Below are 15,631 nucleotides of genomic sequence, written 5' to 3'. Positions count from 1 at the left end.
GGCACCGACCGGGCTTACTTGGTCCACTTCCACATGGCGGGGTGGAAGTTGGCGAGCGAGTCCTGGGCGAAGCCGCCGAGGCCGTTCTTGACCACGGAGATCTGGTAGTCGGGCTCCGGCAGCCAGATCACGGGGAGGTCCTTGGCGAGTGCGGCGCTGTACTTCTGCACCGCCTCGTTCGAGGAGGACGTGGTGGTCTCGGTGATCAGCTTGTCGACGTCGGCGTTGGAGTAGCTGCCGAAGTTGGAGCCGCCGCCGGTGGCGAAGAGCGAGTCACCGCTCGGGTAGGCGGGGAAGTACCAGCTGCCCGCGGTGCCGAAGAAGGAGAGCTGCCACGAGCAGCTCGACTTGCCGGCGGTGCACTGGCCGGCCTGCGACAGGACGGAGTTGACCGGGGCGGTCTTGATGCCGAACTTGATGCCGGTCTTCGCGAACGACGACTGCAGCGCGCTCATCATGTTGTCGGTCACGGTCGAGCCGGACTGGGACAGCACCTGCATCTCGAACTTGGTGCCCTTGTCGACGCCCGCGCCACACTGGTTGCCGCCGGTGCCGGGGTCGTTGCACACCATGGTGCCGCCCTGCTCGGCCCATCCGTGGTCGGTGAGCAGCTTCTTCGCCTTGACGGCGTCGAAGGGGTACGGGTTGTTCTTCTGCTCGGAGGAGACGAAGGACGACTCCTGGCCCTGCGGGATCGGACCGTAGGTGGAGACGGCACTGTCGTTGAAGACCACCTTGGAGAGGGTCGTCTGGTCCACCGACATCTGGATCGCCTGGCGGGCGTACAGCTGCTTGAACACCGGTCCCATGGCGGGGTTGTTGAAGTTGTACGGCATGTAGGTGATCGCCCAGCCGCTCCACGGCTTCACCGAGTAGCCCTTGGCCTTGAAGGACGACTCCTGGCCCAGGTCCGTGGCGTTGATGTAACCGTAGTCGACGGTGCCGGCGCGGAGTGCGTTCTCCTCGGCGTCGGTGGTGGTGAACGGCAGCAGGTTGACGTTCTTGATGTTGGCCTTGCCGCCGCCGTCGTACTTCGCGTTGGCGGTCAGTTCGACCCTGCCCGCGGTGGAGAACGACTTGATGGTGTACGGGCCGCTGACCGTCTTCCACAGCGGGTCGGTCGCGTAGCCGGAGATCTTCTTGGCGGCGTTGTTGAGGTACGTCCAGACCTGCTTGGCGCCGGCGGCGGTGTGGTCCAGGTCGGAGACGGCGCCCGAGTCGCTCGTCTTGTCCCAGACGTGCTGCGGGATGGGGCGGATCATGCTCAGCTCGTTGGCGAGCATCCACTCCTGGTTGTAGGCCTTGTCGAAGGTGATCGTGAAGTGCGTGTCGTCGATCGTCTTGAAGGAGGCCCAGTTGTCCGGCGCCTTGCCCGGGCTGTAGCTGGCCCAGTCCGCCTTGTCGGCCTTGACCAGGTTGAACCAGAACTCCACGTCGCGCGAGGTGATCGGCTTGCCGTCGCTCCAGTGACGCTGGTCGAGGGTGATCGTCACGCTCTTGCTGTCCGGGGCGAACTTCGCCTCGCTGGCGAGGGAGTTGTCCTTGTTCCAGCCGACCTTGCCGGTGGATCCGTCGTACGCGATCAGCGGCTCCCAGGCGGCCTGGGATATCGAGGAGTTGTTGGTGTTCAGGTGCGCGGCGGTGCCGATCGGGAGGATCCAGTTCGGCGTGAAGTTCGCGGGAAGGGCGTAGTTGATCGTGTCCGAGGACGCCGAACCGGAGGACGAGGTACCGCCGCCGGAACAGCCGGTGACCAGCGCGCCGGTGATGACGGCGGCACCCGCGACGAGGGCCCAGCGGCGGCCGGCGGCCGTGTGAGCAAGGAACATGACTCTCCTCAGAGTGAAAGGACCCGCAAACGTCATGGGAGGACCCAGAACCGGCGCCGCGGGATCGGCGCTGTGTATGGCGACAGTCAACGACGGACCCGCCGAACAAACAAACAAGAATTAGTAACAAATAAGTTACTGCGAATCTGGCGAAAGTCTGATCCGTCCACTTCGAGTACGCCGAGTGGGGTCTATGTGCCGTTTTGAGTGGAATCCTCTTGGCGTCGACACTCTCCGCTTTCTTCACGGAAGCCGTTCCACGACCGGCAGAACGGGCGTACTGTCTCCGGCACACCCATCACTGCGGAAGTTACTTCGTACATGACTGAAATAAGTGCACGGGACCGCAAGAGCACCAAGGGCGTGTCCCCGAAGGGCGCCGTGCCGAAGAGCGCGACGCTCGCCACGCGGGTCCTCGAACTCGTCGCATCGGGGCAGGCGTCGTCCCGCGCCGAACTCGCGCAACTCCTCGGCACGGCCCCCTCGACCATCTCCCTCACCGTGGCCGAGCTGGTCGAGCGCGGGCTCATCGCCGAGGAGGGCACCCAGTCCTCGACCGGGGGCCGCCCCCGCAGGGTGCTCAGGGCGGGCAGTACCGACGAGTACGCCGTCGCGGCCGACGTCGGCGGCCGGCACGCCCGGATCGGTGTGGTGCTCCCGGGCAACGGCGTCCGCGACGTCGCCAACGTCCCCTTCGAGATCGCCGACGGTCCCGAGGCCGCCCTGCCGAGACTCGCCGAGCACTTGGAGTCCCTCGCCGACCGGCGGGGACGCGACCGGCTCCGGGGCGTCGGACTCTCCCTGCCCGGGCCGGTGGACGTGACCGCCGGCGCCGTCGTCCTGCCCTCCCGGATGCCCGGCTGGAACCGGTTCCCGGTCGCCGCCTGGCTGGAGGAGCGCTTCGGGGTCCCGGCCGTCGTCGACAACGACGCCAACTGCATGGCGGTCGGCGAGCAGAGCGTCAGGCCCGCCGAGCACCGACGGACGATCACGGTGAAGATCGGCTCGGCGATCGGCGCCGGCGTCATCATCGACGGCGGCCTCTACCGGGGCGCCACCGGAGCCGCCGGCGACATCACCCACATCCGTATCGACGGCGGAGCCGACATCCCCTGCTCCTGCGGCAACACCGGCTGCCTGGAGACCGTGGCCTCCGGCGCCGCGCTCGTCCGCATCCTGCGCGAACGGGGCCTCGACGTCACCAGCACCGAGGACGTGGTCCAGCTCGCCACCGACGCCGACCCGGAAGCCACCCGCGCCGTCCGCAGGGCCGGCGACCACCTCGGCCAGGTGCTCGCCGCCAACGTCAACTTCTTCAACCCGGACGCCGTCTATCTCGGCGGCATCCTCTCCACCCTCGAACCGTTCATCGCCGCGGTGCGCAGCCAGCTCTACGAGAGCTGCCATCCGCTGGTGACCGAACACCTCACCATCGAGCGGGCGGCCCTCGGCGCCGACGCGGGACTGGCCGGAGTCGGGCTGTTCGCCCTGCAGCGCGCCCTGGCCCGTGCTCTGGGTGAGGCCGGAGGCACCGGCACGGACCGGTTCCCCACCGCCGCGCCCCCAAGAAGTGGCTGACGCCGCCCAAAACGTCCCGCCTCGGCCCAACTCCCGCCCCGGGCAGCGTCCGACGGGGCCGGAACCGCCGACACCCGGCTTCCTGCCGGAAACGAAGTCCTGAAGGAAGCGAAGAAAGTCCGGGGCCCGGGACCCGCCCGTGGCCCGGATCCCGGACAGCACCCCGAGGCTCGCGCACCAAGCCTTCCGCACCGCCCACTCCGCACTACCCCGCACGAGGAGCCATGTCGCACACCCGCACCGCCCATGCCCGCCCGGTCATCGCCGTCGCCGGCCTCGGCATCGAGTCCTCGACCTTCTCTCCCGCCCGCACCGAGGCGCCCGCCTTCCATCCCTCGCGCGGTGCCGAGGTGTTGGAGCGGTACCCCTTCCTCGCCCCGGGCGAGGAACTGCGCGAGGCCGCCGAATGGCACGGCGCCCTGGTCGGCAAGTCGCTGCCCGGCGGCACCGTCACCGCCGCCGCCTGGACCGCGCTCACCGACGAACTGATCGAACGCCTCGCCGCGCTGCCCCGGCTCGACGGTCTCTGGTACGACATCCACGGCGCCATGACCGTCGAAGGGATCGACGACGCCGAGGCCGTACTGCTGGAGCGCGTCCGCGCCACCGTCGGCCCGGACGTGATCGTCTCCACCTCGATGGACCTGCACGGCAACGTCTCCCGCGAACTGGCCCACCGCAGCGACCTGATCACCTGCTACCGCATGGCCCCGCACGAGGACCACATGGAGACCAAGGAGCGCGCCGTACGCAACCTGGTCGAGCTGCTGGTGTCCGGCGGCCCGCGCCCGGTCAAGGCGTGGGTGCCCGTCCCCGTGCTGCTGGCCGGCGAGCAGACCTCCACCCGGATCGAACCCGCGAAGAGCGTGTACGCGGCCGTCGACGAGGTCGAGGCCGCCGACGGCGTGACCGACGCCGCCATCTGGGTCGGCTACGCCTGGGCGGACGAACCCCGCAACCGCGCCGTCGTGGTCGTCACCGGCGACGACACGGCGGCGGTCTCGGCCGGGGCCGAACGCCTCGCCCGGGGCTTCTGGGACGCCCGCCACGACTTCGACTTCGTCGCCCCGACCGGCACCTACGACGAACTCCTCGACGAGGCCCTCGCCACCGACCTGCGGCCGTACTTCATCAGCGACACCGGCGACAACCCCACCGCGGGCGGCGCCGGCGACGTCACCTGGGGTCTGACCCGGCTGTTGGAACGTCCCGAGTTCCAGAAGGAGGACGGCCCGACCGTCATCTACGCCTCGGTACCCGCCCCCGCCGCGATCGAGACCGCCGTCGCCGCCGGGATCGGCGCCACCGTCACCGTCACCGCCGGCGCGGAGGTCGACGACCGGCACGCCGGCCCCGTCACCCTCACCGGCGTGGTCCACGCGATCCGGCACGGCGACCGCGACGCCGAGACCGAGGTCGTCATCCGCGTCGGCAGCGTGTACGCGATCCTCACCAGGCTGCGCAAGCCCTATCACCACGAGCACGACTTCACCGACCTCGACCTCGAACCGCGCTCCGCCGACATCGTGATCGTCAAGATCGGCTACCTGGAGCCCGAACTGTTCGACATGTCGGTCGGCTGGAAGATGGCCCTCACCCCCGGCGGTGTCGACCAGGACCTGGTGCGCCTCGGTCACCGCCGCATCCGCCGCCCGATGTTCCCCTTCGACCGTGACATGGCCGCCCCGGACCTGACGGCCCGCGTCATCCCGGCCTCCGACCAGCCGCTCACCGGGGGCGACGAGTGAGCGAGCGCACCACCAGGCCTCTCGATCCGTCGCGCACCGCCGGTGCGGGTCAGGCCCCCGCACCGGTGCCCTACGCCGAGATTCCCGGACGCGGGCAGCCCGGCACGGACGGACAGGTACCACGGCCCGCACTGGAGATCGCCGTCACCTCACCGGCCGGCGCCCGTGTCGCCCTCGACCACGGAGCCGACCGCGTCGAACTCTGCACCGGTCTGGAACTGGGCGGTCTGACCCCGTCTGCCGCCCTGGTCGAGGCGGTCGCCGCCGTGGGCCTGCCGGTTCAGGTGCTGGTCCGCTGCCGACCGGGCGACTTCGTCCACGACGCCGAGGAGACCGCCCTGATGGTCGCCGAGGTGCGCTCCGTGATCGCCTCCGGAGCCTCCGGCGTGGTCGTCGGCGCGCTCACCGCCGACGGCAGCCTCGACACCGCTGCCGTCACCCGCCTCGCCGCGGCGGCTCACGACGCGGGCCGCCCTGTCGAGGTGACACTGCACCGCGCGATCGACCTGTCCGCGGACCCGGTCGCCACCGCCGCGCTGTTGCCCGCCCTGGGGCTCACCCGGGTGCTCACCTCCGGCGGCGCCCCGGCCGCCGGGCAGGGGCTGACCCGCCTCGCCGCCATGGTCGAAGCCGCGCCCGGTGTACAGGTGATGGCGGGCGGCGGGGTGAGTCCCGGCGACATCCCGGCCCTGACCGCCGCCGGGGTGGCCGCCGTCCACCTCTCGGCGAAGCGTCGCGCCGAACCCCGGCGCGGGGCCGCGTGGATACCCCTCGGTGCCTCCAGCGCGTCCGCCGAGCAGGACACCCACTTCGTCACCGACCCGGCAGTGGTCGCCGAGGCCAGGAGAATGCTGGAGACGCGGACGGCGTACTGACCGCCCTGCGCCCCTGAGAGCTCTCGCCGCGCCGGCTGTTCGCGGTCCACGTCGGACCGCGGACACCCGGCGCGGAAGCGGACCCGCGTGGCAGGCCGCTCGCCGGCATCCGGTGGCCGGCCCCAGGCTGTCGCCGCAGAGCATGTCGCCGCGGCTTCCGACAATCCTCTGCCGACTGACCGGCCGGGTCAGCCGGTCGGTCGTCCCTGTGCCGCCGCGGCTCGGTCCACCCGCGTCAGGGGCGGGTTCGGCAAGGCCGCCCCTGACGCGCCGACCGTGAACTGTGTTCCGGCCGACGCGTCTCTCAACACGCCGTGGGGGAGCGACGGTTCGGGAGGGCTATCCCGTCACGCGGAACAGGTGGCTCCCCGCGCCCACGGTGAAGTGGGCGTACCCGGCCTTGTGTTCGCCGGCCGTCGCGGTCGCGGGCGCGTGCACCGCCTGTCGGCCGCTGACCGGGACGAGGACCTCCGCGGTCGCCCCCACCGGTACGTCGACCCGGAGCGTGAAGTGTCCCCGCGTCCGTGTCCACGACGAGGTGATCCGGCCGAGTGGTGACTGGACATGGGCGGATGCGTGCGTCAGGTCACCGACGACGTGGGGTCGGATCGTCATCTTCGTGTAGCCGGGTGCGGTGGCTTCGATGCCGGCGACACCCTGGTACAGCCAGTCGTCCACCGTTCCCGTGAAAGCGTGGTCGTGCGAGCGCGAGTTGGCGTTCCACTCCTCCCACATGGTCGTGGCACCCAGTCCCTCGAACCAGTATCCCCAGCCGGGATAGGTCGGGTTGGTGGCCACCGTGTACGCCAGATCGGCGTGGCCGGCCTCGGTGAGGACCGGCAGGAGCACCTTGGTCCCGAGAGCGCCGGTGTCCAGGTGGTCGCCGCGGGTGTGGATGTCCGCGACGAGGTTGTCGACCACGGCTCGGCGGTGCTCCTTCGGCACCAGACCGAAGCTCAGCGGGAGCAGGTTCGACGTCTGCCGGTATCCGGCGGCTTCGTTGTCGTAGTAGGCCTCCTTGTCCGGGCTGTAGAAGGTGGCGTTGAAGGTGTCCTTGACCTTGGCCGCGAAGGCGTCGAAGTGCCGCGCGTCGGCATCGTGGCCCAACGCCTCGGCCATGGTCGCGAGCCGTGTCGCGGTGAGGTAGATGTACGCGGTTCCTGAGAGCCGGGTGCCCTCAGGGGCGTTGGCGCCTTCCGGGGAGAGCCAGTCGCCGTAGCTGAAGCCGGTGTAGATGCCGCCGGTGCCGCTGATGTCGTGCTCGTAGTACGCCAGCCAGGCCTTCATGCCGTCGTAGTTGTCGGCCACCGCCTCGGTGTCGCCGTAGTACCAGTACAGGTCCCAGGTGCCGAGGATGTAACTCGCCGACCAGATGGGGTCCTTGACCTGCTTGCCCGACTCGGTGGTGGGCACGGTGGGGCCGATCGAGCCGTCCTCGTTCTGGTCGTCGCGGTGCGAGCGCATCCAGTTCTCGTAGAAGTTGCGCATGTCGAAGTTCGCGATCGCCGAGTCCGCGTAAAGGAAGCCGTCGGCCGTGTAGGGGCGCTTCTCGTACATGGGTGTGTCGGTCGGGATCGAGTGCAGGTTGTTGAGGATCGTGTCGGCCTGGGCGTCCTGGTAGCGGTTCAGCAGGTCGCTCGAACTGGTGAAGCCACCGGTGGACGCCACCGCCGTGTGGACCCTCATCCCGTCTACCGACTTGAGGGTGACGCCTTGGGGGACGACGACCTGGGCGTAGCGGAAACCGGCGTAGCTGTAGCTCGGCTGATAGTGCTCCACCCCGTCACCCCTGAGGGTGTACGAGTAGGTCTGCAACGCCATCCCGTAGGCACCGGTGTTGTCGACCGTGCCGTCGGCCCGCAGCTTCTCGCCGTAGGTGACGGTGACCGTCGCCCCGGCGGGACCCTGGACGCCGATGCGCGCCCAACCGGCTGTGGGACTCGCGTAGTCGTAGACGTGGGTGCCCTCAGCCGGGGTGGTGGTCCGCTCGGCCTTCAGGTGATCGGTGACCTTGATGGGCGGGAAGCTCTCCGAGCGGAGCGTGCCCTTGGGCCCGTCGACGCTCAGCGCGGGGCGCCAGGTGGCGTCCCCGAAGCCGGGGCGGTCCCAGCCGGGCTGCTCCGCGCGGGCGTCGTAGGTCTCTCCGAACCAGAGCGACTGCGTGGTCGTCGGCCCGTCGGACACCTTCCACCCGCTGTCGCTGAGCACTTGCTGGTGACTGCCGTCGGTGTAGGTGATGTCGAGCTCCAGCTTGAGTTTGGGCTCGCCCCACCACGAAGACGCCTTCCACTCGTCCGGGTTGGTCATCGCGTAGAAACCGCGGCCCAGGCTGACCCCGATGGCGTTGCCGCCGGTACGCAGCGCGTCCGTGACGTCGTACGTCGAGTACAGGACGGTCTTGTCGTACACCGTGAATCCGGGTTCGAGTTCCCGGTCGCCGATGCGCCGGCCGTTCAGGTAGAGCTTGTTGTAGCCGAGGCCCGCGATATGGGCTCGTGCCGAGGCGACGGGTTTGCCCGCGGTGAACTCGTCCCGCAGCAGTGTCTCGGGCGCGGGCGGAGCCGACACCGACCGGCCCCAGGGACCGGATCCGTAGGGGGCGGCCTCGATGGCGTGCGGCCACGCCGCGTCGTCGTACCCGGGCTGCTCCCACCCGTCGTCCGCGGAGTCCGAGGCCTTCCAGCTGTCGTCGGTGACGACGTCGGCCGGTGATCCCGCCCCCTCGAAGTGCAGGCTTCCGAGTGCGCCCGCCGGCCCCTGATTGGTGTTGGTCGCCTCCACCGCCAGCACATTGGCGCCTGTGCGCAGGTACGGGGCGATGTCGACGATGCTCGCGGTCCTCCAGGAGTCCGCGACGCGCGCGGAACTCGTCACCTCGGTACCGTTGACGAACAGGGTGAAGCGGTCGTCGGCGGTGAGCTGCATCTCCGCCGTGCTGATCCGCGCCTCGGCGGGCAGGTCGAAGGTCCGGCGCAGGTAGCGCGAACCGGCGGGAGCCGAGTCGGACGGGTTGCCTTCGGGATACCAGATCCAGTTCGCGTCATCCAGCCGCAGCGCGGGCGCCTTCGCGTGCGCCCCGATCCAAGTGCCTCGGAAATCACCAGGGTTGACGAAGGCCGTCTCGAATCGCGCTTCGTCACTCCATGGCGACGCCTTCCCCGCACCGTCCCAGACCCGTACGTGCCAGTAGTAGCGCGTACGTGACGTGAGAGCGGGACCGCCGTACGTCACGTCGAAGGACCGGGAGGAGCGCACACGCCCGCTGTCCCACACTTCTCCCTTGCCGCCCTGCGACGTCGACACCTCGACCTCGTACGCCACTTGCCCGACCGTGGTGCGACCGGCCGCGCCACGCCCTGGGGCCACCTGCCAGTTCAGCCTCGGCCGGGGGACGTCGACACCCAACGGCTGGACCTGATGCTCGACTTCGAGCCCGCTCACCACGAGCGATGCCCCGTTCGCGTCCAGGCTCTGTCGGAGATCGGGAACGGACACCGCCGCCGCCCCGGGCGTCGCCCCCAACCCTGACGCGGCCACTACGAAAGACAGCATCAACCCGACAGCCATCCTGCGCTTTCTCACGCTTTCCTCCATCGACGGCAGACGGTTCGGCGCGCGGAACGAACGCCGTCTCGTCGCGATTGAATCGTTTCAATTCTCTTGTATGTCACTCAACCACAGGCGTCACGACGGGGACAAGATGTCGTCAACCGGCCTGTTGGTCAGGAGCCTTGAGTCACCAGCCGCATATTGCGTACGGCCTGCGCGCGGCACCCGGCGACCGTGGCGAGCGGGCCCCGCGGCGGAATCGCACCGATCGGGGTGGTGGGGCTGTGGAACGCGGTGTGGCCCGGTGGGGGAGTGTCTGTGGGCTCGGTCAAGGAAAACCGGGTGCGTTTGTGCTCGGGGTGAGGTCAGCATTGCCTGGTGTCCGAGCTGCTGTGGGATGACGTGAGGGGCTTCTTCGACCTTGAGTGGGAGGGGCGCCTTCCGGATGTGTGGGTGACGGGGGCTGGGGTGGAGGATTGGCAGGCGGTCCTCGATCTGGTCGTTGCGAGTGGCTGGCGGAGTGAGTACTCCGAGGGCGGTGTCGTCATGCCATGGCCGCGCGCCTGGGAGGTGCTGTCACGGCCTGCCGACGCCGACTGCGCGGATCTGCGGGTCTGGCCGGCGCCGGACGTGCTGGCGATCTTCCGGTTGGAGTCGGCTGAGGAGATCGGTTTTGACGTGGACCTGCTGGAGTTGCAGGGGCAGGAGCGGCTGGACGTGCTGTGCGGATTTCTCTGTGCGATCGGGCGCCGACTGGGCAAACGGGTGGTGATGACGCCCGAGGGCGACGGGGACCGGAGTCATCCGGTGCTGGGGTTCGACGTCGAGTCCGACCGGGTGGTGCTGCTGGCGGAACCGCCGATCGGCTGACTGCTGCCGTTGGACGTGATGCGTGGAAGACGCCGTCTCGGAGCATCGTGAAGGGGACGTCGGCTGGTCGTCGGGCGAGGCGGAGCAGTGCTTGGGTGGGGTGCTCGCCTCGCGCGGTCCTCTCGCCGAGTGGGCCCGGGACGCCGGGTCGCCCAGGGCGGCGGATGCGGACAGGAGACGGCCCGTTTGAGCTGCTTGTTTCGCCTGGGAAGGACTGTCGGCCGCGGATCGAGGGAGCCTGGACTGCGGGTCGCGGGGGCGAGCCCTGTGCGGGCGGCGAGGTGGGCCGCGGTCGGGACGGTGCTGCCGTCGCCGACCTCGATCTCACGCTCACCGCTCTCGTACGACCCCGGCAGGCCGCGGTTGACGTGACGGTCCGCCCGGGGGCGGCCGGTCGGGAAGTGTGCGCCATGCGCACGGCCGGTCCGGCAGTGCGTGCCATGCGCGGGCTCGACAGGCCACGCTTCGCCCGGAACCCCTACGATGAGAAGTGGCGAGGTCCGGAGGCGGTCCCTGCGAAGCCGGTGAGCCTTGACTCGGACGTCCGGAGGCGGTGCACCCGGGTACGCCGGCGGGTGCCCGAACCGGGATTCACCGCATGGGCGCCTCGGCGCCGGACGGCGCTGGGTACGTGAGGCCGCGGCGATGGCCATGGCCCAGGCCGCACACGACGACCCCTCCGGAGCTGATCCGCGTGGTCGGCCGCACCGGCCGCACCGGCCGCACCGGCGGGACCTGCGGAGCGAAGGGGTGAGGATATGGCCACGGTCCTGGTCACGACGGCGAACGGTGAGACCGGCCGACCCATGGTCGATCGCTTGATCGAAGAGGGTTTTCACGTACGGGCGATGGTCCGTACGGACGACGAGCGGGCGCAGCGACTGCGGGACAAGGGTGCCGAGGTCGCCTTCGGGAGCCTCCTGGACTTCCGTGAGGTGCGCGCGGCTCTGAAGGGCGTACAGCGCGCGTACTTCAACTACCCGGTCGGCGAGGGTCTGGTGGAGGCAGCCGTGATGTTCGCGCAGGCTGCCAGGGAACAAGACCTCGACCTCGTAGTGAACATGTCGCACATCCAGTCGCGTCACGACGCGCGCAGCAAGGCGACGCAGAACCACTGGCTGTCCGAGCAGGTCTTCAACTGGTCCGGAGTGCCCGCGACGCACCTGCGGAACGGGTTCTTCATGCAGTGGCTGCTCTACATCTCCGGGCTGATCCGTTACGGCCGTTACGTCATGCCCTTCAACGCCGACAGCCGCTTCGCGCCGATCGCCGGCAGTGACATCGCACTGACCGCGGCCAAGATCTTCACTCGACCTGAAGAACACGCCGGCGGGGTCTACACCCTCACCGGTCCGGTCGAGTACAGCCACGAGGAACTCGCGGCCGAGGTCGGCCGGGTCCTGGGCCGCGACCTCCCGTTCGAGCAGGTGACCGTGACGACGTTCCTGGAGCTGATCGGCGAGCCCGGTGACACCGCCAAGCTGAAGCACTTCGAGGCGGTCACCATCGACCAGCAGGAAGGCCGCTTGGCCGGCGTCACCGACACCGCCCCCCGCATCACCGGACAGTCCCTCCAGACGGTCGAGGAGTTCGTCAACGAGCACCGCTCACGCTTCGAACTCCCCTATGCCGTAACCACAGGCTGACAGCCGCCTGTTCGGGAGCCGCTGACCGCTGAGGCCATGTCGCCGACCGGGCGGGCGAATCGCGTCCATGACCTCGGCCCGCGCTGTTCCTGCGGGTACGGCCCGGGGCGACGGCAACAGCGCGCGGCGGCGCTCGACGGTCGTCCGGCGGGTACGCAGCGGGATATCGCCCCCTCCTCGGCCTCTGCCCGCGATCTCCTCTCCCGGTGGGCGTGGCCGGCCGTCCGGTCGGCCCGCGCCCCCTCGTGCGCAGTAGGCCGAATTTCAACCTTGTCGGTTCGCGTCGCCTGCGCATCAATAGAACTGTAGATCTGACGATCTGTCAGATTCGATCCCGCGGTGTGTCCGCACCCACCCGGTCCGGGGTCGCCATTCCCACATGGCATTCCCAGTAACGGGAAGGGAGCCCGATCTCCATGAAACGATTAGCTTCAGGTGCGGCACTCACGGCGGGGGTCCTCGCCGCCACGGCGTTGGCCTTCGCGCCCTCCGCGTCCGCGGCCGTCACTCCGAGTTCCGCCACCATCACCGCCACCTGCGGCCTGTTCGGTGGCGGAGCGGCCACACTGACCGCGACGCAGGTGAGCAGTACCTCGGCCACCGTCACCCTCAGTTCCACCGCCATCACCACTCCGCTCGCCCTGTCGGCGAACTCCATCAACTCCACGCTCACCATGACCAACTCCACCGGCGCCAACCGGGTCTTCAGCGGCGCCGTGAACCCGGCCATCCCTGCGGGCGGCTCGGTCACCGTCGGTCCGCTCCCCGGCACCGTGGCCATCGGTGACAGCCTGGACTTCTACAAGGGCTCGCTGAAGATGGTCATCTTCGGCATCACCGTCACCTGCACGTCGACCGCCGCCCAGTCGCCTGGACCCTTCGTCTTCAGCTGAGCCAACCGAGTGAGTGATGCGTTCCGGGTGCCGCGGGAACGGGGGGATCTGATGGTCCTTCCGGTTTCTGCGGCATCCCCGTCGACTACTCGGCCAGCCTCTACGTCGACGGCTTCCTGCTGGTTCGGAGAGGTGGCTGAGCCTGCGAACCTCGCATGTGCGGGGGAGCGGAGGGGCATCGAACGGTGACGGCGATGGGTAGGGATCACGCTCGTCGGAGCGGAGGCGCCCATGAAGAAGCCCTTTGCCTCCCAGGGGTTGTTGTCACCCTCCCGCCGACGTGGTCGATCTTCCCCAGGTAGGCGTAGGTCTTCGGGTCGAGGAGTCCCGGGGATCTTGGTCAGTGCCCGGAACATTCCTGCCTGTACTTTCGGCGGGACAAGGAGGGATCGGAAGAGGACGTTGAGCTCCCGCCGGTCATGTTCCGCCCGCGTCTCGCCCTTGACGGCGCCGATGGCATGTTCCTTGAGGATCCGTCGCATCATCTGGTCCGGGTCGCTCGGCAGAGTGGCGAGGAATCGGTAGAACTGACGCTGAGAGCGATCGTCGTAGCCCCGCTCCTTCCACTTCTCCTCCTGGTCGGGTCCGTACCAGACCTGGAGCCTGTTCGGATCGAACCCCTTGGTGGAACCCCCTCCGGGAATCCCGGGCAGCCTGGCGTCCCCCGTGCCGTCCCAGCGGGTCCACTGCTCGGATGTCTGGGGCCTGCTCCCGTCGAGGAACGTGCTCTTCTCGTACACCCACTGCTTCGCCGACGGTTCGGTGCCGTCATTCTTCGCCACGGTGGCCGCCGCCAGCTCCAGTGCGGCAGCGGAAGCCTTCGCGGACAGCACCTCACGTCCGCCGTCGGAGTGCCCGTCAGGCAGTCGCGCAACGACGCCACCGGATGTCGCAAGGGCCGCGGCGGCCGCGTGCCGACGGGGATTTCCAGGGCATCGGCGATCTCGGCGCAGGTGAGATCGGCCCAGGCGAAGAGCAACGCATGCCGGTCCCCCTGGGAGAGTCCCGCCAGCGCTCTGGCCAGAGACCTGGAGGAACCTTGCGCGACAACACGGTCGTCAGCGGAGTCGGTCCAGGACGCCACCACCGGATCGTGACCGGCGCGAGCCAGTATCCTCAGCGCCTTGACCTCGTCCCTGCGGTGTCGACTGATGAGCCGTGCCGCGATCCCATGCAGCCATGAACGGACGGAGGCGCGGCCGGCGTCGTAACGGACGCGTATCCGAAAGGCCGTCAGGAAGGTCTCGGCCGTCACGTCGTCGGCCGCGTCCGCGCCCAACCGCCGCGCGACATAACGGTGAATGGTGGGGCGTGGCGGTCGAAGAGCAGAGCGAACCGCTCCGGCTCCGTCAACGACGCCGCGATCACTGCCGCTTCGTCGACCTCGGTGGTAACGCTGTTGGTGGGAACCTCTGTTGGAGGTCTGCAGGGCAGGTCAGTCATAGGAGCCCGTCTGGTCGCGGGAACAACTCCTCTCACCTGTACTTGCCGTCTCACGGGAATCCGGTTCACGCCCGTCCGTCCGGCCACCCACCCACGCCGCCGCAGGGCATCCCGGCGAGCAGCGTTCGGAGACCTGAAACCGTAGGGGTCCACGTTGTCCGGGGTATCGGTGTGCTTCGGCACTGGGGTGTCCGACCCAAGGGCGGCCGACCATCGAGGCGGGGGAGCGGCAGAGGCCGCCTGATTCCGATCTCCGGTGGCCGGGTGAGAGACCTCGACCCTTCATGTCAGCGTGCTTTCGACCGGCTTAATCACTTGACCCGGTCCGTACGGTGTTCCAGTGAAGGACATTCTGATCAACGAACTCCGCACCGCGTATGACGCCCAGCTCCGTGGTGTCACCCCGCCTGGCGGCAGCGTCCGCGTAGAGACGGACGGTCCGTTGACCCGTGTCGTCGGGTGGCACCGTGGCTTCGTCACGGGCCCGCGCGACCTCGGTGTGCGCGGGGCGGAACTCGACACGCTCATAGCGCGGCAACGTGACTTCTACGCTGCCCGGGGCGAGGCGTTCGAATGGAAGACGCGCGCCCATGATCTTCCCGCGGATCTCACCGACCGGCTCACGGCCGCCGGCTTCGTCGCGGAGGACACCGAGACCGTGCTCATCGGACAGTCCGCGGACCTTGCCACCGACCCCGTCCTGCCCGACGGCGTGACCCTCCGCCGTGTCACCGCCAGATCGGACCTCGAACGCATCGCCGCTTTGGAGAGCACTGTCTGGGGCGAGGACTCGAGTTGGCTCGCCGACGACCTGGGCGCTCGGATCGAGAACGCCCCGGAGAACACCGTGGTCCTCGTCGCCGAGGCACGCGCCGAAGTCGTCTGCGCCGCCTGGCTGGTGTTCCACGAGGGCGTCGACTTCGGGGGTCTCTGGGGCGGCTCGACGCTCGAGGAATGGCGCGGACAGGGCATCTACCGGGCCATGGTCGCCCACCGGGCCCAACTCGCCGCCGCCCGCGGGGTCCCCTACCTCTACGTCGACGCCTCAGCCGACAGCACGCCGATCCTCACCCGCCTCGGCCTGCACGCCGTCACCACGACGACCCCGTACATCTGGTCCCCCTGAGGCCAGCCTGCCCCCGACCGGCGTGGTCGCCGCGCAGATGGGGGTGGACCCGGTGGAGGCAGCTGCTGAACGCG

10 protein-coding genes and 1 pseudogene are annotated in these 15,631 nt (G+C 69.2%); 7 read left to right on the top strand and 4 right to left on the bottom strand.

Annotated elements, in window-relative coordinates; genetic code table 11:
* Positions 1 to 14: 14 nt before the first annotated feature.
* Positions 15 to 1,829 (bottom strand): peptide ABC transporter substrate-binding protein, encoded by a 1,815-nt coding sequence (locus GFH48_RS02100; RefSeq protein ID WP_153286584.1) that lies wholly within the window; start codon positions 1,827 to 1,829, stop codon positions 15 to 17.
* A 321-nt stretch (positions 1,830 to 2,150) separates the two neighbouring features.
* Here GFH48_RS02100 and GFH48_RS02095 point away from each other — a divergent pair, with 321 nt between their 5' ends.
* From GFH48_RS02095 to GFH48_RS02085, 3 genes are all read left to right on the top strand, one after another.
* Positions 2,151 to 3,407, top strand: a complete 1,257-nt coding sequence (locus GFH48_RS02095; protein WP_153286583.1) for an ROK family transcriptional regulator — start codon at positions 2,151 to 2,153, stop codon at positions 3,405 to 3,407.
* Positions 3,408 to 3,631: 224 nt separating this feature from the next.
* Complete coding sequence (locus tag GFH48_RS02090; RefSeq protein ID WP_153286582.1) at positions 3,632 to 5,155, top strand: M81 family metallopeptidase; 1,524 nt, start codon at positions 3,632 to 3,634, stop codon at positions 5,153 to 5,155.
* 80 nt (positions 5,156 to 5,235) lie between these two features.
* On the top strand, positions 5,236 to 6,030 hold the full coding sequence (locus GFH48_RS02085; RefSeq protein WP_153292678.1) for a copper homeostasis protein CutC: 795 nt from the start codon (positions 5,236 to 5,238) through the stop codon (positions 6,028 to 6,030).
* A gap of 339 nt (positions 6,031 to 6,369) precedes the next feature.
* Here the strand turns inward: GFH48_RS02085 and GFH48_RS02080 are convergent, their stop codons facing one another.
* Positions 6,370 to 9,582 carry a family 78 glycoside hydrolase catalytic domain gene (locus tag GFH48_RS02080; RefSeq protein WP_153286581.1) on the bottom strand — a complete coding sequence of 1,071 codons (3,213 nt, stop codon included), beginning with the start codon at positions 9,580 to 9,582 and terminating at the stop codon, positions 6,370 to 6,372.
* Positions 9,583 to 9,957: 375 nt separating this feature from the next.
* Here GFH48_RS02080 and GFH48_RS02075 point away from each other — a divergent pair, with 375 nt between their 5' ends.
* The 3 genes from GFH48_RS02075 (at position 9,958) to GFH48_RS02065 (ending at position 12,988) form a co-directional block, all read left to right on the top strand.
* On the top strand, positions 9,958 to 10,449 hold the full coding sequence (locus GFH48_RS02075; protein WP_153286580.1) for a hypothetical protein: 492 nt from the start codon (positions 9,958 to 9,960) through the stop codon (positions 10,447 to 10,449).
* 758 nt (positions 10,450 to 11,207) lie between these two features.
* A complete protein-coding gene (locus tag GFH48_RS02070; RefSeq protein ID WP_153286579.1) occupies positions 11,208 to 12,095 on the top strand; it encodes an NmrA family NAD(P)-binding protein in 888 nt (295 codons plus the stop codon).
* Between the two features lie 416 nt (positions 12,096 to 12,511).
* The gene (locus GFH48_RS02065; RefSeq protein WP_194280466.1) at positions 12,512 to 12,988 is read left to right on the top strand and encodes a hypothetical protein; all 477 of its coding nucleotides are present in this window, start codon (positions 12,512 to 12,514) and stop codon (positions 12,986 to 12,988) included.
* Here the strand turns inward: GFH48_RS02065 and GFH48_RS38930 are convergent.
* Positions 12,895 to 13,941 carry a CU044_5270 family protein gene (locus tag GFH48_RS38930; protein WP_228121259.1) on the bottom strand — a complete coding sequence of 349 codons (1,047 nt, stop codon included), beginning with the start codon at positions 13,939 to 13,941 and terminating at the stop codon, positions 12,895 to 12,897. The two genes, GFH48_RS02065 and GFH48_RS38930, sit on opposite strands and share 94 nt — an antisense overlap.
* Positions 13,899 to 14,431: pseudogene (locus tag GFH48_RS38925) on the bottom strand (RNA polymerase sigma factor); the annotation flags it as partial. The gene GFH48_RS38930 and the pseudogene GFH48_RS38925, both read right to left, overlap by 43 nt.
* A 340-nt stretch (positions 14,432 to 14,771) precedes the next feature.
* On the opposite strand from GFH48_RS38925, the gene GFH48_RS02055 reads away from it, so the two are divergent.
* Positions 14,772 to 15,557: a GNAT family N-acetyltransferase gene (locus GFH48_RS02055; RefSeq protein ID WP_153286577.1), complete on the top strand. Its 786-nt coding sequence runs from the start codon at positions 14,772 to 14,774 to the stop codon at positions 15,555 to 15,557.
* Positions 15,558 to 15,631 lie beyond the last annotated feature (74 nt).

This window comes from Streptomyces fagopyri (assembly GCF_009498275.1).
In the GTDB taxonomy this organism is placed as follows: Bacteria; Actinomycetota; Actinomycetes; order Streptomycetales; family Streptomycetaceae; genus Streptomyces; species Streptomyces fagopyri.
The sequence above is the reverse complement of the archived record's forward strand: the minus strand, read 5'-3'. Positions and strand labels throughout refer to the sequence as shown.

What these genes read in the sequence shown, in the direction of transcription:
- GFH48_RS02090 (WP_153286582.1), top strand. Translation starts at nt 3,632, where the DNA reads ATGTCGCACACCCGCACCGCCCATGCCCGCCCGGTCATCGCCGTCGCC.
- GFH48_RS02080 (WP_153286581.1), bottom strand. Translation starts at nt 9,582, where the DNA reads ATGCTGTCTTTCGTAGTGGCCGCGTCAGGGTTGGGGGCGACGCCCGGG.
- GFH48_RS02100 (WP_153286584.1), bottom strand. Translation starts at nt 1,829, where the DNA reads ATGTTCCTTGCTCACACGGCCGCCGGCCGCCGCTGGGCCCTCGTCGCG.
- GFH48_RS02095 (WP_153286583.1), top strand. Translation starts at nt 2,151, where the DNA reads ATGACTGAAATAAGTGCACGGGACCGCAAGAGCACCAAGGGCGTGTCC.
- GFH48_RS02070 (WP_153286579.1), top strand. Translation starts at nt 11,208, where the DNA reads ATGGCCACGGTCCTGGTCACGACGGCGAACGGTGAGACCGGCCGACCC.
- GFH48_RS02065 (WP_194280466.1), top strand. Translation starts at nt 12,512, where the DNA reads ATGAAACGATTAGCTTCAGGTGCGGCACTCACGGCGGGGGTCCTCGCC.